This is a genomic window from Mycolicibacterium litorale (assembly GCF_010731695.1).
Taxonomy (GTDB): Bacteria; Actinomycetota; Actinomycetes; order Mycobacteriales; family Mycobacteriaceae; genus Mycobacterium; species Mycobacterium litorale.
Genome location: NZ_AP022586.1, coordinates 2213905 through 2236510 on the forward strand (window position 1 = coordinate 2213905; position 22606 = coordinate 2236510).

The 22606-nt window shown below is 70.2% G+C and carries 21 protein-coding genes; 9 read left to right on the forward strand and 12 right to left on the reverse strand.

The features are described from left to right. Positions 1 to 11 precede the first annotated feature (11 nt). The gene (locus tag G6N30_RS10380) at positions 12 to 1034 is read left to right on the forward strand and encodes an alpha/beta fold hydrolase (protein WP_134052482.1); all 1023 of its coding nucleotides are present in this window, start codon (positions 12 to 14) and stop codon (positions 1032 to 1034) included. Positions 1035 to 1058: 24 nt separating this feature from the next. After that, positions 1059 to 1745, forward strand: a complete 687-nt coding sequence (locus tag G6N30_RS10385) for a PhzF family protein (protein WP_134052484.1) — start codon at positions 1059 to 1061, stop codon at positions 1743 to 1745. 7 nt (positions 1746 to 1752) lie between these two features. On the opposite strand, the gene nrdR is transcribed toward G6N30_RS10385, so the two are convergent. Together nrdR and G6N30_RS10395 are read right to left on the reverse strand one after the other, a co-directional pair. Further along, entirely contained in the window at positions 1753 to 2217 is a 465-nt protein-coding gene (gene nrdR / locus G6N30_RS10390; RefSeq protein ID WP_134052486.1) for a transcriptional regulator NrdR, read from the reverse strand. A gap of 161 nt (positions 2218 to 2378) precedes the next feature. Then, positions 2379 to 2825 (reverse strand): LysM peptidoglycan-binding domain-containing protein, encoded by a 447-nt coding sequence (locus G6N30_RS10395; protein WP_134052488.1) that lies wholly within the window; start codon positions 2823 to 2825, stop codon positions 2379 to 2381. 218 nt (positions 2826 to 3043) lie between these two features. Between G6N30_RS10395 and lexA the strand changes: the two genes are divergently transcribed. Next, entirely contained in the window at positions 3044 to 3739 is a 696-nt protein-coding gene (lexA, locus tag G6N30_RS10400) for a transcriptional repressor LexA (RefSeq protein WP_134052490.1), read from the forward strand. 7 nt (positions 3740 to 3746) lie between these two features. On the opposite strand, the gene G6N30_RS10405 is transcribed toward lexA, so the two are convergent. Further along, complete coding sequence (locus tag G6N30_RS10405; RefSeq protein WP_134052492.1) at positions 3747 to 5798, reverse strand: sunset domain-containing protein; 2052 nt, start codon at positions 5796 to 5798, stop codon at positions 3747 to 3749. Positions 5799 to 6024: 226 nt separating this feature from the next. Between G6N30_RS10405 and G6N30_RS10410 the strand changes: the two genes are divergently transcribed. Further along, on the forward strand, positions 6025 to 8313 hold the full coding sequence (locus tag G6N30_RS10410) for a molybdopterin-dependent oxidoreductase (protein WP_134052494.1): 2289 nt from the start codon (positions 6025 to 6027) through the stop codon (positions 8311 to 8313). A gap of 36 nt (positions 8314 to 8349) precedes the next feature. On the opposite strand, the gene G6N30_RS10415 is transcribed toward G6N30_RS10410, so the two are convergent. The 6 genes from G6N30_RS10415 to G6N30_RS10440 form a co-directional block, all read right to left on the reverse strand. After that, positions 8350 to 9690: a DEAD/DEAH box helicase gene (locus G6N30_RS10415; RefSeq protein ID WP_134052496.1), complete on the reverse strand. Its 1341-nt coding sequence runs from the start codon at positions 9688 to 9690 to the stop codon at positions 8350 to 8352. A gap of 227 nt (positions 9691 to 9917) precedes the next feature. Then, a complete protein-coding gene (gene hflX / locus G6N30_RS10420; protein ID WP_134052498.1) occupies positions 9918 to 11348 on the reverse strand; it encodes a GTPase HflX in 1431 nt (476 codons plus the stop codon). Positions 11349 to 11393: 45 nt separating this feature from the next. After that, on the reverse strand, positions 11394 to 12275 hold the full coding sequence (gene dapF / locus G6N30_RS10425; RefSeq protein WP_134052500.1) for a diaminopimelate epimerase: 882 nt from the start codon (positions 12273 to 12275) through the stop codon (positions 11394 to 11396). A gap of 4 nt (positions 12276 to 12279) precedes the next feature. After that, entirely contained in the window at positions 12280 to 13185 is a 906-nt protein-coding gene (gene miaA / locus G6N30_RS10430) for a tRNA (adenosine(37)-N6)-dimethylallyltransferase MiaA (RefSeq protein ID WP_134052502.1), read from the reverse strand. Beyond that, complete coding sequence (locus G6N30_RS10435) at positions 13182 to 13868, reverse strand: class III extradiol ring-cleavage dioxygenase family protein (protein ID WP_134052504.1); 687 nt, start codon at positions 13866 to 13868, stop codon at positions 13182 to 13184. The genes miaA and G6N30_RS10435 overlap by 4 nt, the downstream gene beginning before the upstream one ends. 9 nt (positions 13869 to 13877) lie before the next feature. Then, a complete protein-coding gene (locus G6N30_RS10440; protein WP_134052506.1) occupies positions 13878 to 14756 on the reverse strand; it encodes a DMT family transporter in 879 nt (292 codons plus the stop codon). Positions 14757 to 14963: 207 nt separating this feature from the next. Here G6N30_RS10440 and G6N30_RS10445 point away from each other — a divergent pair, with 207 nt between their 5' ends. Beyond that, a complete protein-coding gene (locus G6N30_RS10445; protein WP_134052508.1) occupies positions 14964 to 16343 on the forward strand; it encodes a DUF349 domain-containing protein in 1380 nt (459 codons plus the stop codon). On the opposite strand, the gene G6N30_RS10450 is transcribed toward G6N30_RS10445, so the two are convergent. Together G6N30_RS10450 and miaB are read right to left on the reverse strand one after the other, a co-directional pair. Then, a complete protein-coding gene (locus G6N30_RS10450; protein WP_134052510.1) occupies positions 16340 to 16945 on the reverse strand; it encodes an Rv2732c family membrane protein in 606 nt (201 codons plus the stop codon). The two genes, G6N30_RS10445 and G6N30_RS10450, sit on opposite strands and share 4 nt — an antisense overlap. Then, a complete protein-coding gene (miaB, locus tag G6N30_RS10455; protein ID WP_134052512.1) occupies positions 16933 to 18564 on the reverse strand; it encodes a tRNA (N6-isopentenyl adenosine(37)-C2)-methylthiotransferase MiaB in 1632 nt (543 codons plus the stop codon). The genes G6N30_RS10450 and miaB overlap by 13 nt, the downstream gene beginning before the upstream one ends. Before the next feature lie 65 nt (positions 18565 to 18629). Here miaB and G6N30_RS10460 point away from each other — a divergent pair, with 65 nt between their 5' ends. From G6N30_RS10460 to G6N30_RS10475, 4 genes are all read left to right on the forward strand, one after another. Then, on the forward strand, positions 18630 to 19358 hold the full coding sequence (locus G6N30_RS10460; RefSeq protein WP_134055135.1) for an amino acid ABC transporter ATP-binding protein: 729 nt from the start codon (positions 18630 to 18632) through the stop codon (positions 19356 to 19358). 25 nt (positions 19359 to 19383) lie between these two features. Beyond that, on the forward strand, positions 19384 to 20214 hold the full coding sequence (locus G6N30_RS10465; protein ID WP_134052514.1) for a glutamate ABC transporter substrate-binding protein: 831 nt from the start codon (positions 19384 to 19386) through the stop codon (positions 20212 to 20214). Positions 20215 to 20236: 22 nt separating this feature from the next. Next, the gene (locus G6N30_RS10470; protein WP_134052516.1) at positions 20237 to 20917 is read left to right on the forward strand and encodes an amino acid ABC transporter permease; all 681 of its coding nucleotides are present in this window, start codon (positions 20237 to 20239) and stop codon (positions 20915 to 20917) included. Between the two features lie 127 nt (positions 20918 to 21044). After that, complete coding sequence (locus G6N30_RS10475; RefSeq protein WP_134052518.1) at positions 21045 to 21923, forward strand: amino acid ABC transporter permease; 879 nt, start codon at positions 21045 to 21047, stop codon at positions 21921 to 21923. 27 nt (positions 21924 to 21950) lie between these two features. Here the strand turns inward: G6N30_RS10475 and G6N30_RS10480 are convergent, their stop codons facing one another. Further along, a complete protein-coding gene (locus G6N30_RS10480; RefSeq protein ID WP_134052520.1) occupies positions 21951 to 22568 on the reverse strand; it encodes a TIGR03086 family metal-binding protein in 618 nt (205 codons plus the stop codon). Between the last annotated feature and the right edge of the window lie 38 nt (positions 22569 to 22606).

Genomic DNA, 22606 nt, shown 5'->3' on the forward strand with positions numbered 1-22606 from the left:
AGGTTGGCGAGATGACTGACCGCACCCCCAATCTGCGACCGGTGCGGGATGTGACGCCGACGCTGCAGTACCGCACCATCCACGGCTACCGGCGGGCGTTCCGGATCGCGGGTGAGGGTCCGGCGATCCTGCTGATCCACGGCATCGGCGACAACTCCACGACGTGGAACACCGTGCAGTCCAAACTCGCGCAGCGGTTCACCGTCATCGCGCCCGATCTGCTCGGGCACGGCAGATCGGACAAACCCCGCGCCGACTATTCGGTGGCCGCGTACGCGAACGGGATGCGCGACCTGCTCAGCGTGCTCGACATCGACCGGGTGACCGTGGTCGGTCATTCCCTGGGCGGCGGGGTCGCCATGCAGTTCGCCTACCAGTTCCCGCAATTCGTCGACCGGCTGATCCTGGTCGGCGCGGGCGGTGTCACCAAGGACGTCAACATCGCGCTGCGCGCGGCGTCCCTGCCGATGGGCAGCGAGGCACTCGCCCTGCTGCGACTCCCCCTGGTGTTGCCCGCGCTCCAGCTCGCCGGCAGGGTGGCGGGGACGGTCCTGGGCACCACGAAGGCGGGCCGGGACCTGTCCGAGATGATGCGGATCCTCGCCGATCTGCCCGAGCCGACCGCGTCGTCGGCGTTCGCCCGCACGCTGCGCGCCGTGGTCGACTGGCGCGGCCAGGTGGTCACGATGCTGGACCGCTGTTATCTCACCGAATCCGTGCCGGTGCAGCTGATCTGGGGCAGCGACGATTCGGTGATCCCGGCCAGTCACGGCCGGCTGGCGCACGCCGCGATGCCCGGCTCGCGGCTGGAGATCTTCGAGGGCGCCGGCCACTTCCCGTTCCACGACGACCCGGACCGGTTCGTCGAGACCGTGGAGCGGTTCATCGATTCGACCGAGCCGGCGACCCACGATCAGGAGATGCTGCGCGAGCTGCTGCGCACCGGTGTGAGCGAATCGGCCATCAGCGGTTCGGCCGACACCCGCGTCGCGGTGCTCGACGCCATGGGCAGCGACGAGCGCAGCGCCACCTGACCGACGACACGTAGCATCGGCCCCATGGCCATCGATGTCGAAGTGCTACGCGTTTTCACCGACCCCGAGGGTAACCACGGCAACCCGCTGGGCGTCATCGACGCCGCCACAGTCGATCCCGGTGACCGGCAGCGTATCGCCCGCGAACTGGGTTACAGCGAAACGATTTTCGTCGACGTACCGGACACCGGTGCGACCACCGCACACATCAGGATCCACACCCCCGCGACCGAGCTGCCGTTCGCGGGCCACCCCACCGTGGGGGCGGCGTGGTGGTTGCGCGAGAACGGGCTTCCGGTGCGCACCCTGCAGGTCCCGGCCGGGATCGTGCAGGTCGCCTACGAGGACGACCTGACCATGGTGCGGGCCCGCTCGGACTGGGCGCCGGAGTTCGCGATCCACGACCTCGAGTCCGCCGAGGAGCTGGCCGCCGCCGACCCGTCGGACTATGCCGATGACGCCCACCACTACCTGTGGACGTGGACCGATCGCGAGGCGGGACACATCCGCGCCCGCATGTTCGCCGCGGAGCTCGGGGTGCCCGAGGACGAGGCGACCGGCGCGGCGGCGGTACGCATCACCGACTATCTGAGCCGCGACCTGACGATCGTGCAGGGCAGGGGTTCGGTGATCCACACGGTCTGGAGCCCTGACGGGTGGGTGCGGGTCGCAGGCCGCGTCGTCAACGACGGCCGACGCACCCTGGATTGACGTCGGGTCAGCTCGGTGTCGTGACGTCCCGGTGCGCGCGCAGCGCTTCGATCTCGCGCTCGAAATCGGCTGCGGACTCGAAGGATCGGTACACCGAGGCGAACCGCAGGTACGCCACCTCGTCGAGGTCGCGCAGCGGCCCGAGGATCGCGAGCCCGACCTCGTGGCTGGGCACTTCCGGCGAACCGGTGGCGCGCACGGCGTCCTCCACCTGCTGGGCGAGCAGGTTGAGCGCATCGGGGTCGACCTGGCGACCCTGACAGGCGCGGCGCACTCCCTTGATGACCTTTTCCCGGCTGAACGGCTCGGTCACCCCGCTGCGCTTGACCACCGCCAGCACGGCGGTCTCGACCGTGGTGAAGCGCCGGCCACACTCCGGACAGGACCGGCGCCGCCGGATCGCCTGACCTTCGTCGGTCTCACGGGAGTCGACGACGCGAGAATCGGGATGACGGCAGAACGGACAGTGCATCACCGCTCCTTCGCCGAACCGTCGGGTACGCCTTTCGAACCTCTCCGAGCCTACCCGGGTGGCCGCGCCGGCGCCGACGGCCGGGGCCCACGCCCACCCCACACTCGGCGAGGCGAGCACGCCCGGTGCACTGCACCACGATTCACTGTCCACGGCCAGCGTCAGCTGACAGGAGCGATGAGCGTCTGCCCGGCATCCAACGCCGCGGAATCCAGCTGGTTGAGCTCGCGGATCCGCTCGACGACGGCGCCGACCGGGGCGCCGGGGGCGACCCGTTGCGCGACCTGGTGCAGGCTCTCACCGGTCTGCACCTGCACCACCGCGAGTTCGGCGGGCACCGACTCCTGCTGCCCCGCCACGCCACCCAGGTTCGCCACCAGGCCCAGCCAGACCGTGATCCCAGCGGCCATCAGGGCCAACAACACCGTCGTGGCGGGCGTGATCGGGCGGCGCCGGTGAGAGGCCCGCGACATCAGCACGCCGTTGCCGCGGTGCCGCACGGCCGCACCGGCGGGACGGCCGCCGCGGGGCCGTCGTGCATCGGTGGCGCGGCGGACACCTCGCACGGCCGGATTCTGCTGGGTCTGCCTCACGTCGAGGATCGTCATGTGCGTGCCCTTCCCTTCGGGTGTTCGCCTGTGTGTTCGAATGTAGTCGATCACCTGTTCGATGGATAGAACGTGTGATCGAACTGTTGCAGACGATATGGGAGGGGTCTGACAAGTCCGTTCGACGGCGTTCGACGACGGCCATGGACCCTGCGGCAGGACGACACGCCTCGAACACATGTTTGATCATCGGGCGTCGGCCGACTAGATTCAGGGTCATGAGCGACGACAGCAGCGACACCCGGACCAGCGGCGGGCGACGGGGCATAGACGCCGGCCTGACCGAACGACAACGCACGATCCTCGAGGTCATCCGCGCCTCGGTGACCAGTCGCGGCTACCCACCGAGCATCCGGGAGATCGGCGACGCGGTCGGTTTGACGTCGACGTCGTCGGTGGCGCATCAGCTGCGCACCCTGGAGCGCAAGGGCTATCTGCGGCGTGACCCCAACCGGCCACGGGCCGTCGACGTGCGCCTGTCCGACGAGCCCGCGGCGCCGGTGGTCACCACGGACGTCTCAGGCAGTGACGCACTGCCCGAACCGACGTTCGTCCCCGTGCTCGGCCGCATCGCCGCCGGCGGACCGATCCTCGCCGAGGAGGCCGTCGAGGACGTGTTCCCCCTGCCGCGCGAACTCGTCGGAGAAGGGTCGCTGTTCCTGCTCAAGGTCGTCGGCGATTCCATGGTCGACGCCGCGATCTGCGACGGCGACTGGGTCGTGGTGCGTCAGCAGAACGTCGCCGACAACGGCGACATCGTGGCGGCCATGATCGACGGCGAAGCCACGGTCAAGACGTTCAAGCGCACCCGCGGCCAGGTCTGGCTGATGCCGCACAACCCGGCGTTCGAACCCATCCCCGGTAACGACGCCGCCGTGCTCGGCAAGGTCGTCACCGTGATCCGCAAGATCTGACCGGCGGTCAGTCGCCGCGCACGAAGCCGTTGGTCCGCGCGAATTCCTCACTGGCGAAGTAGATCTGCGCCACCGCGTCCTCATAGCCGGGGCTGCCGGGCGCCCAGTACAGGCCCGACCTGGTGTCCGCCTTCACCGGGTACCCGGCCGGCGCCACGTCCGAGTCGTCGAGAGGCACGTGGATCGCGGTGCGGCCCGGTGTGGGCTCGTCGATGTCGATGGCCGCGTGCCTGCCGCTGGGCGCATCGTCGACGAAGGGGACGAACGACGCGGCCGCTGACGGCGCCGGCTCAAAAGGCTCCGGCTCAAAAGGCTCCGGTTCCGTCGGCTCCGGTTCCTGGGCCTGCGCCCCTGCGCTCTCCGGTGTCGGGGCCTGCGGCGCCGAGGACTCCGTGAACGCACCGACCACCGGCGCGGGCAGTGACGGCTCCTCGAGCGCCGACTGGGCCTGCGCCTCGTCGTCGCGCTGCGGAGTCTCGATGCGCGTGGGAGCGGTGTCGACCGAATCGGGGTCGTCCTGCGGGGCGAAGGGGTCGGCGGGCTCCGGCGGCGCATCGCGGTAGCCGCGATCGGGGGCCGGCTCGTCGTAGGCCTCGGGATAACGGCGCTGCTCCTCACCGTCGCCGGGCTCGACGGGCGGGTACATCGCGCGGTCGAAGATGTCCTCGTCGTCGCCGAAGCGATCGTCGTGGCGGCCGCGTCGCCGACTCCAGAGCACCGCACCAGCGACCAGCCCGATGATGAGCAGGACCGGGATCAGGGCCAGCAGCCACCACCAGTTCCACCGCCAGCTGAGCCACTTTCCGTCGTCGTCGGCGGCGGAGGACTGCGGTTGGGCGGGGGCCTTCGGCACCTCCTCGCCGGGCACCTTCAGACCGGCGAGTTGCGCGGCGAGATTGCCGGGTTCAGTGCTGAACCGCCCGGTCGCCCGGTTGTAGGACAGCACCCCTTCGCTGAAGCGCTGGGTGACGACGTCGCCGTTCTCCGTCTGATCGGCCACGGGGGCGCCGAGCGGGCCCTTCGCGCCGTCCAGTTTGGACCAGCCGGCGTTCATGGCGCCGCGCACGATGACGGCGCCGTAGTCGGGCGTCCAGAAGATGACCGGCTGATCGTCGGCGGAGAACCTGCTGATCCGGCTGTTCGAACCCAGCCCGCCGTCGGCTTCGCTGCTGGTCGGGAACCCCAGGTCGCCCTCCGGGCCGCCCACGCTCTCGTACTTCTCCAGCACCTGGCCGGTGACGACGTTGGCCCCGGTCTGCGGGGTGTAGAAGATCTTGCCGCCGGTGAAGTTCTGCCCGGCGCCGTCGTCGCCGATCGGGTACTGCGGTCCGTCCTTGGCGCCCAGCGGGCCCAGCGGACCGCCCGCGGCGCGGCGCGCGGCCGCGATGGCCGAGGTCGGGTCCTCGGGGACGGTCAGATCCTTGAGCTGGTCGGCGAGTTCCGGCGGAACGGTCGTGAACGTCCTGTCCTTGCGGTTCCACGACAGCTCTCCGCCGGTGAACTTCTGCGACGCCACGTCACCGCGGTACACCTCGTCCTCGGCGGGCACACCCAGCACTCCGGCCGAGCCGCCGAGCCGGTCCCATGCCGCGTTGAGCGCACCGCGCACGACGCGGGCACCGGTCGCCGGCGTCCAGAAGATGACCGGCTTGTCGGCCGCCGAGAACGTCACGTTGCGGCTGTCCGGCCCGACCCGCCCCGGGCCCTCGTTTATCGTCGGAAAGCCGAGGTCACCGTCGGCGGGCCCGCCGAGCGACTCGTACTTCTCGAGGACCGCGCCCTGCATCCAGTGGGCACCGGTCGCGGGGGTGAAGAACATCTTGCCCGCCGCGAAGTTCTGGCCGAAGCCCTCGCCGACGGGGTACACACCGCCTTCGCGGACGCCGAGCGGTCCGCCCGGACCGCCACTACCGTCATAGGCCGCGGTGATCGCGTCGTTGGCCTCGCTGACCGGGTCGGCCGCCGCCACGGGCGCCACCAACAGACCCGCCGCCATCACCGCCAGACCGACCGTCACGCGCGCCAGCGCCGTGCGCAGCAGGGTTCGCCGCCCGCTCATCGAACCTCCTGTATTCGGCGCGAAGTGTGTCGAAAGTATCGCGCCTGCCAATCTTGTGACAGTCGACGTCTGTTTCGCGGACACGACAGGCAATTCTGGGCAAGATACTTGCAAATCGGGCCTTCTGTCGGCGCATATCCAGCCGAATTCCGGCCCCGACCCCGACGAAACGGCTGCCGGTCCGCCGGCCGGGAGCGTGAGGGCGTGCGGCCCTAGACTTTCCGCCATGGCCCGCGTCCCGACCAGTCTCACCCATTGGGGCGGCTTCTCCGCCGAGGTCGCCGCCGGTGACATCGCGTCCGTCGCGCCGCTGTCCGGGGACCAGGATCCCTCTCCCCTGCTGGGCAATCTGCCCGGCTCGGTTCGGCATCGGTCGCGGATCGCGGGGCCCGCGATACGGCGCGGCTGGCTCGAGGACGGCCCGGGACCCACTCGGCGGCGTGGGGCCGACGAATTCGTCGCCGTGTCGTGGGATGAGTTGACCGAGTTGCTCGCCGGCGAGCTCCGCCGGGTGGTCGACACGCACGGCAACGAGGCCGTCTACGGCGGCTCCTACGGGTGGGGCAGCGCCGGCCGGTTCCACCACGCGCAGAGCCAAGTGCACCGGTTCTTGAAACTGCTTGGCGGTTACACCTTCTCGCGTCACTCCTACAGTCTCGGTGCGACCGGGGTGATCATGCCCCGGGTCGTCGGCACCCACGACGACCTGTTCAAGCGGTCCACCGACTGGGACGTCATCGTCGCCCACACCGACCTGCTGGTGTGCTTCGGCGGCTTGGCGTTGAAGAACACCGGGACCAATCACGGTGGCACGACGTCACATCCGGCCCGCGACGCACTGCGCCGGTTCCGTGACCGCGGCGGTCGCATCGTGTCGTTCTCGCCACTGCGCGACGACGTCGACGGCGAATGCGAATGGCACGCAGCGGTACCGGGCACCGATGTCGCGATCATGCTGGCACTCGCGCACGTGCTGGCCACCGAGGGGCTCGTCGACCGCGACTTCCTCGACACCCACTGCGTCGGGTACGACCGGTTCGAACGCTACCTACTCGGCGCCGACGACGGCGTGGCGAAAACCCCGCAGTGGGCGGCAGGGATCTGCGGACTACCCGCTGACGACATCACCGCACTGGCGCGGCGGATGGCCGACCGGCGCACCATCGTCACGGTCAGTTGGTCACTGCAGCGCGTACGCCACGGTGAACAGGCGCCGTGGATGGGGCTGACGCTGGCGGCGATGCTGGGCCAGATCGGGCTGCCCGGAGGCGGTTTCGGGCACGGCTACGGGTCGATGAACGAACCGGGTCTGCCGCCACTGCGCTGCGGGCTGCCCCGGTTGCCGCAGGGCATCAACCCGGTGCGGACGTTCATCCCGGTCGCCGCGGTCAGCGATATGCTGCTGCACCCCGGTGAGCCGTTCGACTACAACGGAATGCGCCTGACCTATCCCGACATCCGCCTCGTCTACTGGGCGGGCGGCAACCCGTTCCACCATCACCAGAACATCCCAAGGCTGCGGCGCGCGCTGGCACGCGTGGAGACCCTCGTGGTGCACGACCCGTACTGGACCGCGATGGCCAAACACGCCGACATCGTGGTGCCGTCGACGACGGCGTTCGAACGCGACGACTTCTCGGGATCGAAGAACGACCCGGTGCTGATGGCGATGCCGCGACTGGTCGAACCGTTCGCCGACAGCCGCGACGACTACACGACGTTCTCCGCACTGGCCGATCGACTCGGCTTCGGTGAGCAGTTCACCGAAGGGCGCACCGCCTGGCAGTGGCTGGCCCACCTGTACGAGAAGTGGTCCGCCGGGCTCGATTTCGCGGTGCCGACGTTCGAGGACTTCTGGCGGGACGGAAGCCTGCGGCTGCCGACCGAGCCGGGTCTGACGTTGCTCGGCGACTTCCGCGCCGACCCGGTGGCCCACCGGCTCGGCACGCCCAGTGGCCGCATCGAGATCTTCTCCGAGGACATCGCCGGCTTCGGATACGCCGACTGCGTGGGCCATCCCGCGTGGTTCGAGCCCACCGAGTGGCTCGGCGGCGCACGTGCCGCGACCTATCCGCTGCATCTGATCGCCAACCAGCCCGCCACCCGGCTGCACGGCCAACTCGACGGCGGTGCCACCAGTCAGGCCGCGAAAGTCTCCGGCCGAGAAGCGATCCGGATGCACCCGGTGGACGCTGCCGCACGCGGTGTCGCCGACGGTGACGTGGTGCGGGTGTTCAACGATCGCGGCGCCTGCCTGGCCGGCGTGGTGGTCGACGACCGCGTGCGGCGCGACGTGGTGCACCTGCCGACCGGGGCCTGGTTCGACCCGGCCGACCCGGCCGACTACGCCGCGATGTGCGTCCACGGCAACCCCAACGTGCTCACCGACGACGTGGGCACCTCATCGCTGGCGCGGGGCAGCACCGGCGCTCACGTGCTCGTGCAGGTGGAGAAGTTCACCGGTCCACTTCCGCCGGTGCGGGCGCACGAACCTCCGGTGATCCGGCAGCGATGAAAAAACACCGCCCCGGGTGGGGCGGTGTTTTCTCGACTAGCGCGCGGCCTGCGGCCGGCGGCGCGGACGCCGCGAGCGGGATGCGGCATCGCCGCCCTGGGCGCGCCCCTGCCGTTCGCCGTGTCCCTGCGGTGCCGGACGCCTGCGGCGGGGCCGGTCGGCGGCCGGGCGGGCCTGCTCGACGGCCTTCGGCGCGGCCGGCGCGCGGAACGGTGCGACCTCTCCGACCAGCGCGGTGACGGTGTCCGAATCGGCGGCGACCTGCTGCGGTGCGACGTTGATGCCGGCACGGCGCAGCAGCGCGGCGGTGTCCCGGCGCTCCTCGGGCAGCACGACGGTCACCACGTCACCGGCGCTGCCTGCGCGCGCGGTGCGTCCCGACCGGTGCAGGTAGGCCTTGTGCTCGACGGGCGGGTCCACGTGCACGACGAGTTCCACCTCGTCGACGTGCACGCCGCGCGCGGCGATGTCCGTGGCCACCAGCACTTTGGCGTCCCCGGACGAGAACGCGGCGAGGTTGCGCTCACGGGCGTTCTGGGACAGGTTGCCGTGCAGGTCGACCGAGGGCACGCCGGCTTCGGTGAGCTGTCGCGCCAGTTTGCGCGCCTGGTGCTTGGTGCGCATGAACAGGATCCGGCGTCCCGTGCCCGCAGCCAGGGTGTGCACCAGTGCCTTCTTCTCGTTCGCACCCGACACGTGAAAAACGTGGTGTGTCATGGCCGGCGGCGGTGCGTTGACCTCGTCGACCGAGTGGGTGACCGGCTCACGCAGGAAGCGGCGCACCAGCTTGTCGACACCGTTGTCCAGCGTCGCGGAGAACAGCAGCCGCTGGCCGCCTGCGGGTGTCGCGGCCAGGATGCGGGTGACGCCGGGCAGGAAGCCGAGGTCGGCCATGTGGTCGGCTTCGTCCAGCACGGTGATCTCGACCGAGTCGAGGTGGATCAGCTTCTGGCGCATCAGGTCTTCGAGGCGGCCGGGGCAGGCGACGACGATGTCCACTCCGGACCGCAACGCGGCGGCCTGCGGGTTCTGCGAGACACCACCGAAGATTGTGGTGACCTTCAGATCGTATGCGGCCGCGAGAGGTTCGAGCGTCGCGGTGATCTGGCTGGCGAGTTCGCGCGTCGGCGCCAGCACCAGGCCGCTGGGCCGGGACGAACGCCGCTTGGCGTCGGCCAGGCGGCTCACGAGGGGCAGCGAGAACGCCAGCGTCTTGCCGCTGCCGGTCTTACCGCGGCCGAGCACGTCGCGGCCGGCCAGGCTGTCGGGCAGTGTCGCCGCCTGGATCGGGAACGGGCTTGAGATGCCGCGGTTCTCGAGGACCCGGCGCAGCGGACCGCGCACGCCGAGGTCGGCGAAGGACTGTTCAGTTGTCATGGGTGGTGATGCCTTTCAGGGCAGTGACGCGTACCCGCGCAGCACCGTTGCCGGGGTGATGGGTACACAAGTGGCGAGATTGCCGGTCAGCAATATCGATCGCCGCGAGAAGAGCTTGAGCCGGACGCGATGGTAAGCGTTCCACGACGAGCCGTCGTCGGTTTCGGTGACGTCGGCGTTGGAGACAGTCTAGCGCATCGGTCTTCGGTTCCTCGGGCGAGCCCTCGTCAGGAGAACGTGGCGAACTCCCGCAGGCCCGCCGCCAGCGCGACGGGCACCCGTGCCTTGATCCGCGTTCCGTCCGTGGTGTGCTCGGTGGCGTCGATGCGGCCCTCGTCGTGCACGCGCGCGACGAGATCGCCCCGGTCGTACGGGATCGTGACGTCGACGGTGGTGTCGGTGGATTCCACCAGTTCCGACATCCGCGCCGAAAGCCGGTCCAGGCCTTGCCCGGTGCGCGCCGAGACGAACACCGCGTCGGGCAGCGCGCCGCGCAGGTGCGCCAGCGACAATCCGTCGGCGGCGTCGATCTTGTTGACCACCAACAGCTCTGGAGCCGGTTTGGCGTTCTGTTCGGCGATCACCTCGTTGATGACCTCGCGGACCGCACTGATCTGGGCCAGCGGGTTGGCATCCGAACCGTCGACGACGTGCACGAGCAGATCGGCGTCGGCGACCTCTTCCAGCGTCGAGCGGAACGCCTCGACCAACTGTGTCGGCAGGTGCCGCACGAAACCGACGGTGTCGGTCAGCACGAAAGGCCGGCCGTCGTCGAATTCGCCTCGGCGCGTTGTGGGTTCGAGGGTGGCGAATAGCGCGTTCTCGACGAGCACGCCGGCACCGGTGAGCGCGTTGAGCAGGCTCGACTTACCCGCGTTGGTGTAGCCGACGATCGCCACCGAGGGCACCTCGGTGCGGCGGCGCCCGCTGCGCTGCGTGTCGCGGATCTTCTTCATGTCCTTGATCTCGCGGCGCAGCTTGCTCATCCGCTCGCGGATGCGGCGACGGTCGGTCTCGATCTTCGTCTCACCGGGACCACGCGTGCCGACCCCGCCGCCGGCACCGCCGGCCCGACCGCCCGCCTGGCGCGACATCGATTCACCCCAGCCGCGCAGCCGGGGCAGCATGTACTCCATCTGCGCCAGCGACACCTGCGCTTTGCCCTCGCGGCTGGTGGCGTGCTGGGCGAAGATGTCGAGGATCAGCGCGGTCCGGTCGATGACCTTGACCTTCACGATCCGCTCCAGCGCCGTGAGCTGCGCAGGACTCAGTTCACCGTCGCAGATCACGGTGTCCGCACCGGTCGCCAGCACGATCTCGCGCAGTTCGGCGGCCTTCCCGGAGCCGATGTAGGTCGATGCGTCGGGCTTGTCGCGGCGCTGGACAACGCCTTCGAGCACCTCGGAGCCCGCGGTCTCGGCGAGCGCGGCGAGTTCGGCGAGACTGGCCTCGGCATCGGCCGCGCTGCCGTCGGTCCAGACGCCGACCAGCACGACGCGTTCGAGACGCAGCTGGCGGTACTCGACCTCGGAGATGTCGGCGAGTTCGGTGGACAGCCCGGCGACGCGGCGCAAGGCCGAGCGGTCCTGGAGCGCCAGTTCGCCGGCGCTCGGGGTGTCGCCGTGGATGTCTTGGAAGGGATTTTCAGGAAACGTCATGAGCGAATCAAGGTTCGCACGGAGATCACTTTTCATGCACCTCGATTAACGCTGATGAGAGTGCCACCATTCCCCGAAGAGGTCTCCGCTGGCGACCAGTTCCGACGGTCCGCGCAGGTAACTGGTGGTCGCGGCGACGGTGACGTTGACCACGCCCCCGGGGATGCGGACGTCGAGGGTGCCGGTCTCGGCGCCCTGGTGGGCCAGCGCCGCGACGGCGGCCGCCACCGTTCCCGTCCCGCACGACCGTGTTTCACCGACACCCCGTTCGTGTACCCGCATCGACACCGCTCCATCCCGGGCGGCGGTCAGCACTTCCACGTTGACGCCGTCGGGGAACTGCGCGGTGTCGAACTGGACGGGTGCGGCGACGTCGAGCGCCGCGAGCTCCGCCTCGGTCAGCGCCGCGTCGACGCAGGCCAGGTGCGGGTTTCCGACGTCGACGCCGAGTCCGGTGAAGCGGCGGCCGCCGACGACCGCCGATCCGGTGCCGAGTTGGTTGACCTTGCCCATCTCGACCGTCACCTCGGCTGTGAACCGGTGCGCGGGATCGAAGCCGTGCAGGACCACCGGCCGCGGTCCCGCCAGCGATCCGACCACGAACTCGTCGGCCGATTCCAGCCCGGACGCGCGCAGATAGTGGGCGAACACGCGCACGCCGTTGCCGCACATCTGGGCGATCGACCCGTCGGCGTTGCGATAGTCCATGTACCAGTCGCCTGCGGCGACGCCCTCGGGCAGCCGCTCGAACACGCCGGCCGCCATGGCGGCGCCCGCGGTGGTGACCCGCAGCACGCCGTCGGCGCCGAGCCCGCGGCGCCGGTCGCACAGCGCGGAGACGACGGCCGGGCTCAGCGCCAGTTGCGCGTCGAGGTCGGGCAGCAGCACGAAGTCGTTCTGCGTCCCGTGTCCCTTGGCGAACTTCACCTGGTCAGGATACGGCGCGCCACGTCCGCAGCGTGCGATCGACGTTGTCCGGCGAGGCACCGTCGAGCCAGCACACCCGGTGGTCGCGGCGGAACCAGGACCGCTGCCTGCGCACGTAGCGGCGGGTGCCGACGAAGGTGGGTTCACGCGCCGCCGACCCGTCGCCGCCGGCGTCGAGGTCGGCGAGCACCTGGGCGTAGCCCAGTGCCCGCGCCGCCGTCACGCCCTCGCGCAACCCGCGGCGCAGCAGGGCCCGCACCTCCTCGACCAGCCCCTCGGCGAACATGGTGTCGGTGCGTTGCGCCAGCCGCTCGTCGAGAACGGTTGTCTCCCAGTCCAATCCCACGATCGACGTATCCCAGCGCGGGGCCCCGATCGTGGGCGCCGACGCCGCGAACGGCAACCCCGTCAGCTCCACCACCTCCAGCGCGCGCACGATGCGGCGACCGTCGGTGGGCAGGATCGACGCCGCGGCGTCCGGGTCGACCGCGGCGAGTTCGCCGTGCAGGGTGGCCACCCCGACCTCGGCGAGGCGGTGCTCCCATTTCGCGCGCACAGCGGGGTCGGTGGCGGGGAACGCCCAGTCGTCGAGCAGCGCCTGGACGTACATCATCGACCCGCCCACGATGATCGGCACCGCACCGCGGGCGGCGATGGCCTCGACGTCGCTGGCGGCGTCGGCCTGATAGCGCGCGACCGAGGCGGTCTCGGTGACGTCGAGCACGTCGAGCTGGTGGTGCGGGATCCCGCGGCGCTGGGCGACCGGCAACTTCGCGGTGCCGATGTCCATGCCGCGGTAGAGCTGCATGGCGTCGGCATTGACTATTTCGCCGCCCACCCGTTCGGCCACGTCGAGGGCCAGCGCCGACTTCCCCGTTCCGGTCGGCCCGATGATCGCCAGCGGCCTCATGGCGTCCAGCGACCGGCGAAGTACCCGACGCCATACGGCGCGCCGCGGTAGAGCTCCTCAGCCGCGCTTGGCGCGGGTTCGGTCAGCCCGGCCAGCACCTGGTAGGCGACCCGCCCGACGACGGACGAGGGCAGCCGGCCGAGCGCAGCGGCGTCACCTGCGGCCAGCGCGTCGTCGAGGGCGTTCTGCACCGGGACGGAGTCGGGGTCGTAGCCGCCCGGCGCGGGCGGGGTCAGGGTGTGGCAGCCGTCGGCGACGACGACCACCCCGACGTCGCCGTCGGCCTCGTCGATCAGGGCGCGCAGCTCCCGGCCGTGGCGCAGCGCGGTGTCGGCGTCCTGATCGCCCGCGAACACTCGCACCTCGGCCACCGCGTGCGCGGCGAACCGGCCGCGCAGCCATCCGGCGGCGAGCGCGCACAGTGGCAGCGCGACGGGTGCGGCCCCGTCGTCCGGCGACAGCGCGACCCGCACGTCGGCGCCGTAGCCGGCGTACGTGCCCACCAGGGGTGGGGTGAGGACCTCGTCGGCCGCTCCGACGCCGATCGCGACCCAGCGGTCCGGCAACGCGGCGACGCAGCGCCCCATCGCCGACCGCAGCTCGCTCAGCTCGTCCGCCGCGCCGCCGGCCAGCTCCGGCACCAGTACCGGCGCGGACGGTACGAGGGCGATCGCGGTGAGCACGCCACCAAACTAGTGGCCGACGGCCACCCGGCTCTCGGCGCCGGCCGCTTCCCCACGGGCGAGCGCGCCGGTGGCCAGCACCATCGCCGCGGCCGCGACCACCAGCGTCAGCCAGCCCGCCTCACCGGGACGCATGGTCTCCCCCAGCACCACCACGCCCAGGACCGAACCGACGACGGGTTCGGCCACCGTCATCGTGGGCAGCGACGCGGTCAGCGCGCCGGACCGGAACGACGCCTGCTGCCACGCGGTACCCGCGACGGCGACCGCAGCGAGCGCATACAGCTCGGGCATCTGCAGCACCGCCCACAGCCCGTCGTCGAGCCGGTCGACGACACCCTTGGTGAGGACGGCGAACACCCCCCACAGCGCGCCCGAGACGAGGGCCAGCAGCACCGCACTGGTCGTGCCCGACGCGATCCGCGCACCGACGACGCACACCACTAGCGCCGGGACCAGGACGGCGATCACCACCGCCCAGGTCTCCCAGGACGCACGCGCCTGCCCGGCGGTGGGATTGCCCACGGTGACGATCACCGCGACCGCGCCGGCCAGCAGCGCCGCCCACAGCCACTCCCAGCGCGTCACCCGCCGGCGGGTCAGGCGCGCGTTGATCGGCAGTGCGAACAGCAGCGACGTCACCAGCAGCGCCTGCACCAGCAGCACCGAGCCCAGCCCCAGCGCGGCGGCCTGCAGACCGAAGCCGGCCGCCGCGACGATGCTGCCCAGCCACCACTGCCGGTCCCGCAGCAGGCGCAGGAAGAGCTCGAGGTGGCCGACCGCTTCGTCGGTGACCTCGTGGGCCGAGCGCTGGTGGATGACGTCGCCGATCGCGATGAAGAACGCGGCGCCCAGCGCCAGCAGCGCGGCGATATCCGCCCTGGCCATGGCATCTCCTCGTCGTCGTAGCGGACACGAGCGTGCCCAGGCGGGGTCGGCTCCCGCAAACCGGAGGACCGAAGGTGTGCGCAGACCCTCGGTTGACCTGTTTCAATGGTTTCGATAGCCAGGCATACCGATTCATATCAACAGGCAAGGGCGCCGCGTTGCGCGGCAGTGCGCGGGTCGACCGCGCGGAGGATCGAGGAACGAGAGATGACGACCAGCGAGCCGGGTGCAACCTCCGAGGTCAGCGACGAGGTGACGCCACGTCCGACGCCGGGGCCGGTCCCCCGGCCAGGGCCTTCGCCCCGACCGGGGCCGCCGCGCCGGGCGCCCCGTCCCGGGCGCCCGGCGACAGCACCCGCCGTGGCGGCGCCCCCGGCCAGCGACCCGCACCGGTTCGGGCGGGTGGACCCCGACGGCACGGTGTGGTTGATAACCGGATCCGGCGAGCGTGTCATCGGATCGTGGCAGGCCGGCGAGCCCGAGGCCGCCTACGCCCACTTCGGGCGCCGCTTCGACGATCTGCACACCGAGGTGGTGCTGCTCGAACAACGGCTGGTCACCCATGCCGGCGACGCGCGAAAGATCAAGGCCGCCGCCGCCGCGCTGGCCGAGAGCCTGCCCGACGCGCACGTGCTCGGCGACGTCGACTCTCTGGCCGCACGGCTCACCGCGATCGTCGAACACGCCGACGAGGAGGCCCAGGCCGAACGCGCGCGCCGCGACGAGCAGCGCGCCGCGCAGCTGGCCCGCAAGGAGGCGCTGGCCGCCGAGGCCGAGGACCTCGCCGCGAACGCCACCCAGTGGAAGGCCGCGGGCGATCGGCTCCGCGAGATCCTCGACGAGTGGCGCACGATCACCGGCCTGGACCGCAAGACCGACGACGCGCTGTGGAAGCGCTACTCGGCGGCCCGGGAGACGTTCAACCGCCGCCGCGGCTCACACTTCGCCGAACTGGACCGGGGCCGCGCGGGCGCGCGCCAGGCCAAGGAGGCGCTGTGCGAACGCGCCGAGCAGCTGTCCGGGTCCACCGACTGGGGTCCCACCAGCGGGCTGTTCCGTGACCTGCTCGCGGAATGGAAGGCCGCCGGTCGCGCGGCCAAGGATGTCGACGACGCCCTGTGGCAGCGGTTCAAGGCCGCCCAGGACGCGTTCTTCTCGGCCCGCAACGCCGCCACCGCCGAACGGGACGCGGAGTTCAAGGCCAACGCCACCGCCAAGGAGGCGTTGCTCGCCCAGGCCGAACAGATCGACCTCTCGAACCCGGAGGCGGCCCGTGCCGCGTTCCGCGCGATCGGCGACAAGTGGGACGCGATCGGCAAGGTCCCCCGGGAGCGGACCGCCGAGTTCGAGCGTCGGCTGCGCGCGGTCGAGAAGAAGGTCCGAGAGGCGGCCACGTCGAACTGGACCGATCCGGAGGCCCAGGCCCGCGCCGACCAGTTCCGGGTCCGCGCCGAACAGTACGAACGCCAGGCCGAGAAGGCCGAGGCCGCAGGCCGCACCAAGGACGCCGAGCAGGCGCGCGCGAGCGCCGAACAGTGGCGGCAGTGGGCGAATGCGGCGGCCGAAGCGGTGGGTAAGCGGCGCTAACGGCCGTTGTCGTCGTCGCGGCGTTCGTCGCCGAAGGTGTCGAGCAGACCCTTGCCGTGGTTCTCCGCGGCGCGGCGGCGGCGCTCCTCCTCGGCGGCCAGCTGAACCGCGGTGCGCGTCCACACCACCCGCGCCCAGTGGAACGTGAGCACGATCACCGCCAGCCAGCCGATCACCAGGCCGATGCCCGGGCCCGGGTACGGTTCTGCGGCGGTCTGGCGTGACCACACCGCCAGCATGCCGATCGCACTGGCCACCGCCGAACCGGCCAGGGCGATCCAGGCGATCGCCCAACGCCGGGTCAGCAGCGCCAGGATCGAGAACCCGACCGAGAACACGATCGCCAGCACGGTGAACACCCGCGACGGCAACGACACGCCTTCGCGGCCTGCGGCGTCGGTGGCCGCCAGCACGTCGAAGCCCCTGGCGCCGCCGGTGTGCGGGAGCACGAACGACAGCAGCACGATGAACACCAGAACGGCGACCACGAGCGCCCGTGCGCCCGGGTCGAACTCGCGCGCCACCCGGCGCTCGACGTCTTCGATGTCGCCCTTGTAGGAGTCGAACCCCTCCGGTTCGGCAGGCCCGCTCACCGCGCACATCCGCTGGTCGCGGGGACGGGGTCGGGTGCTCCGATGCCCGGTATGCCCAGTCCGACACCGGTGCGCGGCCGCCGCCCTTCGGCGTGGGCGTCGCCGGCCCTGGTGCGCCGGTGGCCCAGCAGCGCGCCGTCGGCGATGAGGTGGTGCGGCGCCGCGCCGGTCACCGTGGCGGTCACGATGTCGCCGGGCCGGACGTGGTCGAATGCGCGTCGCGCAAGCGGTTCGTCGGCGGCACCGGGACCGAAGTGCACGAGGCGGCCGTCGCGGGCGCGCCCCGACATGCGGGCGGTCGCCGCGTCCTTGCGGCCCTCTCCGGTGGCCACCAGCAGCTCCACGGTACGGCCCACCTGGGCCAGGTTCTCGTCGAGCGAGATCTTCTCCTGCAGCTCGATGAGGCGTTGATAGCGCTCGCTCACAACGGCTTTCGGGACCTGTCCGGGCATCTCGGCGGCGGGGGTTCCGGGGCGCTTGGAGTACTGGAAGGTGAACGCGCTGGAGAAGCGGGAGGCGGCCACCACGTCGAGGGTGGCCTGGAAGTCCTCCTCGGTCTCCCCGGGGAAGCCGACGATCAGGTCGGTGGTGATCGCCGCGTCGGGGATCGCCGCGCGCACCCGGTCGATGATGGCCAGGTACTTCTCGGCGCGGTAGGACCTGCGCATGGCCCGCAGGATCCGGTCGGAACCGGACTGCAGCGGCATGTGCAGTGCCGGACACACATTCGGTGTATCCGCCATCGCCTCGATCACGTCGTCGGTGAACTCCGCCGGATGCGGAGAGGTGAACCGAACCCGTTCCAGGCCGTCGATGCGCCCGCACGCGCGGAGCAGCTTTGCGAATGCGCCACGGTCGCGCGGCATTTCAGACCACATCGCCGGGTCCTCGCGCAAGCGCTCGTCCGCGGCGAACGACACGCCGTAGGCGTTGACGTTCTGGCCCAGCAGCGTGACCTCCAGCACACCCTGGTCCACCAGGGTCTGGATCTCACCGAGGATGTCGCCGGGACGGCGGTCGACCTCTTTGCCGCGCAGCGCGGGGACGATGCAGAACGTGCAGGTGTTGTTGCAGCCCACCGAGATCGACACCCAGCCGGCATACGCCGATTCGCGTGCGGCGGGCAGTGTCGACGGGAACTCCTGCAGCGCCTCGGCGATCTCGACCTGCGCCGAGCGGTTGTGTCGGGCCCGTTCCAGCAGCGTCGGCAGGGCGCCGATGTTGTGCGTGCCGAACACCACGTCCACCCACGGCGCGCGGCGCAACACCGCATCCCGGTCCTTCTGCGCCAGGCAGCCCCCGACGGCGATCTGCATCTGCGGATCGGACTGTTTGCGCGGCGCGAGGTGGGACAGGTTGCCGTAGAGCTTGTTGTCCGCGTTCTCGCGCACCGCACAGGTGTTGAAGACCACCACGTCGGCGTCGGCGCCCTCGGCGGCGCGCCGGTAACCGGCGGCTTCCAGGAGCCCCGACAGCCGTTCGGAGTCGTGCACGTTCATCTGGCAGCCGTAGGTGCGAACCTGGTAGGTGCGCGCCACCGGCGGCTGCGCACTCGCCGCCTGCTGCGTCACCGTGGAAGTCACGGCCCCATGGTACGGGGGCGCCGGATTGATCAGTTCCGGGCACATCAGGCGTTCCCTGGGTAAGGTCAGCACCCATGGAAACGGCCGGGCACGCCACTGCGGCAGTGCCGATGATCTCGATGCGGGGGGTCAACAAGCATTTCGGCGACCTCCACGTGCTCAAGGACATCGACTTGCGGGTCGAGCGGGGTCAGGTCGTGGTGGTGCTCGGTCCTTCGGGTTCCGGCAAATCGACCCTGTGCCGCACGATCAACCGGCTCGAGACCATCGACTCGGGCGAGATCGCGATCGACGGCGAGGTGCTGCCCGCCGAGGGCCGCAAGCTCGCGCAGTTGCGCTCCGATGTCGGCATGGTGTTCCAGTCCTTCAACCTGTTCGCGCACAAGACGATCCTCGACAACGTCACGCTGGCTCCGATGAAGGTGCGCGGGCTCGGCAAGGAGTCGGCGCGCGAGGCGGCGATGAAGCTGCTCGAGCGCGTCGGGGTGGCCAACCAGGCCGACAAGTATCCCGCGCAGCTGTCCGGCGGCCAGCAGCAACGCGTGGCGATCGCGCGTTCGCTCGCGATGAACCCCAAGGTGATGCTCTTCGACGAGCCGACCAGTGCGCTCGACCCGGAGATGATCAACGAGGTCCTGGCGGTGATGTCCGCGCTGGCGGCCGACGGGATGACCATGGTGGTGGTGACCCACGAGATGGGGTTCGCCCGCCGCGCGTCGGACCGTGTGGTGTTCATGTCCGACGGGGCCATCGTCGAGGACTCCGAACCCACCCAGTTCTTCGACAACCCGCAGACCGAACGCGCCAAGGACTTTCTCGGCAAGATCCTGCACCACTAACGCTCGGCGAAAGGAAACCCCACCCATGCCGTCCTTCTCGATGCCGTCTCGTCGGCGCGTCGCGGCCGCCATCGCACTGGCCGTCGCCGTGCCCTTCGCCGCAACCGCATGCGGAGGCGGTGGCGGCGGTGACGAGAACAAGATCGTGATCGGCACGAAGTTCGACCAGCCGGGCCTCGGTCTGCGAAACCCCGACGGCACGATGAGCGGGTTCGACGTCGACGTCGCCACCTACGTGGCAGGCGAACTGGGCTACTCCCCCGAGCAGATCGAGTGGAAGGAGTCGCCGTCCGGCCAGCGCGAGACGCTGATCCAGAACGATCAGGTCGACTACATCGTGGCCACCTACTCGATCACCGACTCCCGCAAGGAGAAGGTCGATTTCGCCGGGCCGTACCTGGTCACCGGGCAGAGCCTGCTCGTGCGTGAGGACAACACCGACATCACCGGCGCCGCGTCGCTGCAGAACAACAAGCGGCTGTGTTCGGTGTCCGGGTCGACGCCCGCGCAGAAGATCAAGGACGAGTACCCGGGTGTGCAGCTGCAGCAGTACGACACCTATTCGGCGTGCATCGAGGCGCTGAAGAACGGCGCCATCGACGCGGTCACCACCGACGAGGTCATTCTGGCCGGTTACGCCGCGCAGACGCCCGGTGCGTTCAAGATCGTCGGCGACACGTTCTCCGAGGAGCGCTACGGTATCGGCCTGAAGAAGGACGACACCGAGATGCGCAACAAGATCAACGACGCGATCGAGAAGATGGAGTCCAGCGGCGCCTGGAAGGAAGCCTTCGACAAGAACCTCGGCCCGGCGGGCATCACGGCGCCCACCCCGCCGCAGGTCGATCGCTACTGATTCGGCAGGTCTGGCTCCGGCCGTGGAGATATTCACCGAGTACCGCGCACAGATCTTCGAGGCGTTCTGGACCACCATCCAGCTCACGATCTACTCCGCGGTCGGAGCGCTCGTCCTTGGCACCGTGCTGGCCGGGATGCGGTTATCGCCGGTGCCGATGCTGTCCTGGCTCGGCACCGCGTATGTCAACATCGTCCGCAACACCCCGCTGACGCTGATCATCCTGTTCTGCTCGTTCGGGGTGTCCCAGACGCTCGGCATCACCCTGGTCGACCCGCAGTCGAGCACGTCGATCGAGGACAGCAACTTCCGGTTGGCGGTGCTCGGGTTGACCGTGTACACCGCGTCTTTCGTCTGCGAGACGGTGCGGTCGGGGGTCAACACGGTGCCGCTGGGCCAGGCCGAGGCGGCACGCTCGCTGGGGCTGACGTTCGCGCAGAACCTGCGGATGATCCTGTTGCCGCAGGCTTTTCGTGCGGTGGTCATCCCGCTCGGCTCGGTGTTGATCGCGTTGACGAAGAACACGACGATCGCGTCGGCGATCGGGGTGGCCGAGGCGGCGCTGCTGATGAAGGAGATGATCGAGAACACTGCGGCGCTGCTCGTGGTCGGCTCGATCTTCGCCCTCGGGTTCGTCATCCTGACGCTGCCGCTGGGGCTGGTGTTCGGCTGGCTCGGCAAGCGGTTGGCGGTGGCTCGGTGATGAGCGCTTGCGCGAAGAACGGACGGACCCGATGAGCGCTTGCGCGAAGAACGGACGGACCCGATGAGCGCTTGCGCGAAGAACGGACGGACCCGATGAGCGCTTGCGCGAAGAACGGACGGACCCGATGAGCGGCACCGTCCTGTTCGACGCGCCGGGACCCCGCGCCCGCGTCCGCAACATGGTCGTCAGCGTGATCACCGTGGCGATCACCGTGCTGATCGCCTGGGTCGTGTACTCGCGACTCGAGGCGAAAGGCCAGCTGACCGCAGCGAAGTGGGAGCCGTTCCTGACGGCGAACCTGTGGACCACCTACGTGCTACCCGGTGTCCAGGGCACGCTGACGGCCGCCGCGGTCTCGATCGTGTTCGCGCTGGCCCTGGGCTTCCTGCTCGGAGTGGGCCGGATGTCCACCATCTCGCCGATCCGGTGGGCGTGCGCGGTCATCGTCGAGTTCTTCCGCGCGGTCCCCGTGCTGATCATGATGATCTTCGCGTACTTCCTGTACGCCTTCTACGACGTGTTCGCCTCCGAGCACCTGGCGCTGGCCGGTGTCATCACCGGGCTCACCCTCTACAACGGCGCGGTCATCGCCGAGATCGTGCGCGCCGGGGTGAACGCGCTGCCGCGCGGGCAGGCCGAAGCCGCATCGGCGCTGGGTCTGCGGTGGGGGCAGACCATGCGCTCGATCCTGCTGCCGCAGGCCATCACCTCGATGCTGCCGGTGCTGGTCTCCCAACTCGTGGTGGTGCTGAAGGACACCGCGATCGGCTACCAGATCACCTTCGTCGAGATGGTGCGTCAGGGCACCGTCGTCGGATCCTCCTACGGCAACTACATCCCCGCGCTCATCGTGATCGCCGCGCTGATGATCAGTGTGAACTTCGCGTTGTCGTCGTTGGCCACGCGGCTCGAACGCCGGATGCGGCGGTCGCGGCGCGGGCCGGCACCGCTGGAGGCTGAGGCTGTCGAGCAGGAAGGCGCACCGGGCGCGAAAGTCGTGTAGCGCCGTGCGCGTTGCGACGACCGGTCGTCACGGCGTCCACTCCGGTGAGCGGCCGAGGTGGCGCAGCACACGGTCCAGCAGGACGCCGTCGCCGGTGGGATCCACCGCCGGCGCGAACGGCGAACCCGGTGCGGTGCGGATGTCCCCGTCGGGCACCGCGAGGGCGATCGGCGCAACGCCGTCGACCACCTCGGCCGGGATGTCGAAGGGCAGGCCCATCGACCGGGCGACGTCCCAGCCGTGCACGACGTAGTCGACGAAGTGGAAGCCGATCGCCTGCGCGCCGAGCACCTCGACATCGGGTCCGAACTCAGGAAGGGCGAAAGCCCTGTCCATCACACCGTCGACGGCGAAGGCCTCCAGCACGTCGCCGGCGGCCGCGGCGTAGACACCAGCGGGATCGTGGCGAACGGCGTCCGCCACAGCGGCAGGGTCCCACACTGCGTGGTCAGCGCCGTGCCCGCGGGCGGCTGCGGCGAATCCCCTGTGCTGCGCTGTCATGTGCGCAAGCAGGTCGGCGAGGTTCCAGTCGGTGCACGGGGTAGGCCTGGTCAGGTCGTTGCGCGAGACCCGGGAGACCAAGTCGACCGACTTCTCGATGGCGATGCGGTGCAAGCGAGACACGTCATTTGTATGCATGCGCATATCATAGGCGACAGCGTATTAATCGTCCACGCTTAAGA

Excerpts from the sequence above, each read along its gene's own strand:
- G6N30_RS10380 (WP_134052482.1), top strand. The coding sequence starts at position 12 with ATGACTGACCGCACCCCCAATCTGCGACCGGTGCGGGATGTGACGCCG.
- G6N30_RS10385 (WP_134052484.1), top strand. The coding sequence starts at position 1,059 with ATGGCCATCGATGTCGAAGTGCTACGCGTTTTCACCGACCCCGAGGGT.
- nrdR (WP_134052486.1), bottom strand. The coding sequence starts at position 2,217 with ATGCACTGTCCGTTCTGCCGTCATCCCGATTCTCGCGTCGTCGACTCC.
- G6N30_RS10395 (WP_134052488.1), bottom strand. The coding sequence starts at position 2,825 with ATGACGATCCTCGACGTGAGGCAGACCCAGCAGAATCCGGCCGTGCGA.
- lexA (WP_134052490.1), top strand. The coding sequence starts at position 3,044 with ATGAGCGACGACAGCAGCGACACCCGGACCAGCGGCGGGCGACGGGGC.
- G6N30_RS10405 (WP_134052492.1), bottom strand. The coding sequence starts at position 5,798 with ATGAGCGGGCGGCGAACCCTGCTGCGCACGGCGCTGGCGCGCGTGACG.
- G6N30_RS10410 (WP_134052494.1), top strand. The coding sequence starts at position 6,025 with ATGGCCCGCGTCCCGACCAGTCTCACCCATTGGGGCGGCTTCTCCGCC.
- G6N30_RS10415 (WP_134052496.1), bottom strand. The coding sequence starts at position 9,690 with ATGACAACTGAACAGTCCTTCGCCGACCTCGGCGTGCGCGGTCCGCTG.
- hflX (WP_134052498.1), bottom strand. The coding sequence starts at position 11,348 with ATGACGTTTCCTGAAAATCCCTTCCAAGACATCCACGGCGACACCCCG.
- miaA (WP_134052502.1), bottom strand. The coding sequence starts at position 13,185 with ATGAGGCCGCTGGCGATCATCGGGCCGACCGGAACGGGGAAGTCGGCG.
- G6N30_RS10440 (WP_134052506.1), bottom strand. The coding sequence starts at position 14,756 with ATGGCCAGGGCGGATATCGCCGCGCTGCTGGCGCTGGGCGCCGCGTTC.
- G6N30_RS10445 (WP_134052508.1), top strand. The coding sequence starts at position 14,964 with ATGACGACCAGCGAGCCGGGTGCAACCTCCGAGGTCAGCGACGAGGTG.
- G6N30_RS10450 (WP_134052510.1), bottom strand. The coding sequence starts at position 16,945 with ATGTGCGCGGTGAGCGGGCCTGCCGAACCGGAGGGGTTCGACTCCTAC.
- miaB (WP_134052512.1), bottom strand. The coding sequence starts at position 18,564 with ATGTGCCCGGAACTGATCAATCCGGCGCCCCCGTACCATGGGGCCGTG.
- G6N30_RS10460 (WP_134055135.1), top strand. The coding sequence starts at position 18,630 with ATGATCTCGATGCGGGGGGTCAACAAGCATTTCGGCGACCTCCACGTG.
- G6N30_RS10465 (WP_134052514.1), top strand. The coding sequence starts at position 19,384 with ATGCCGTCCTTCTCGATGCCGTCTCGTCGGCGCGTCGCGGCCGCCATC.
- G6N30_RS10475 (WP_134052518.1), top strand. The coding sequence starts at position 21,045 with ATGAGCGGCACCGTCCTGTTCGACGCGCCGGGACCCCGCGCCCGCGTC.
- G6N30_RS10480 (WP_134052520.1), bottom strand. The coding sequence starts at position 22,568 with ATGCGCATGCATACAAATGACGTGTCTCGCTTGCACCGCATCGCCATC.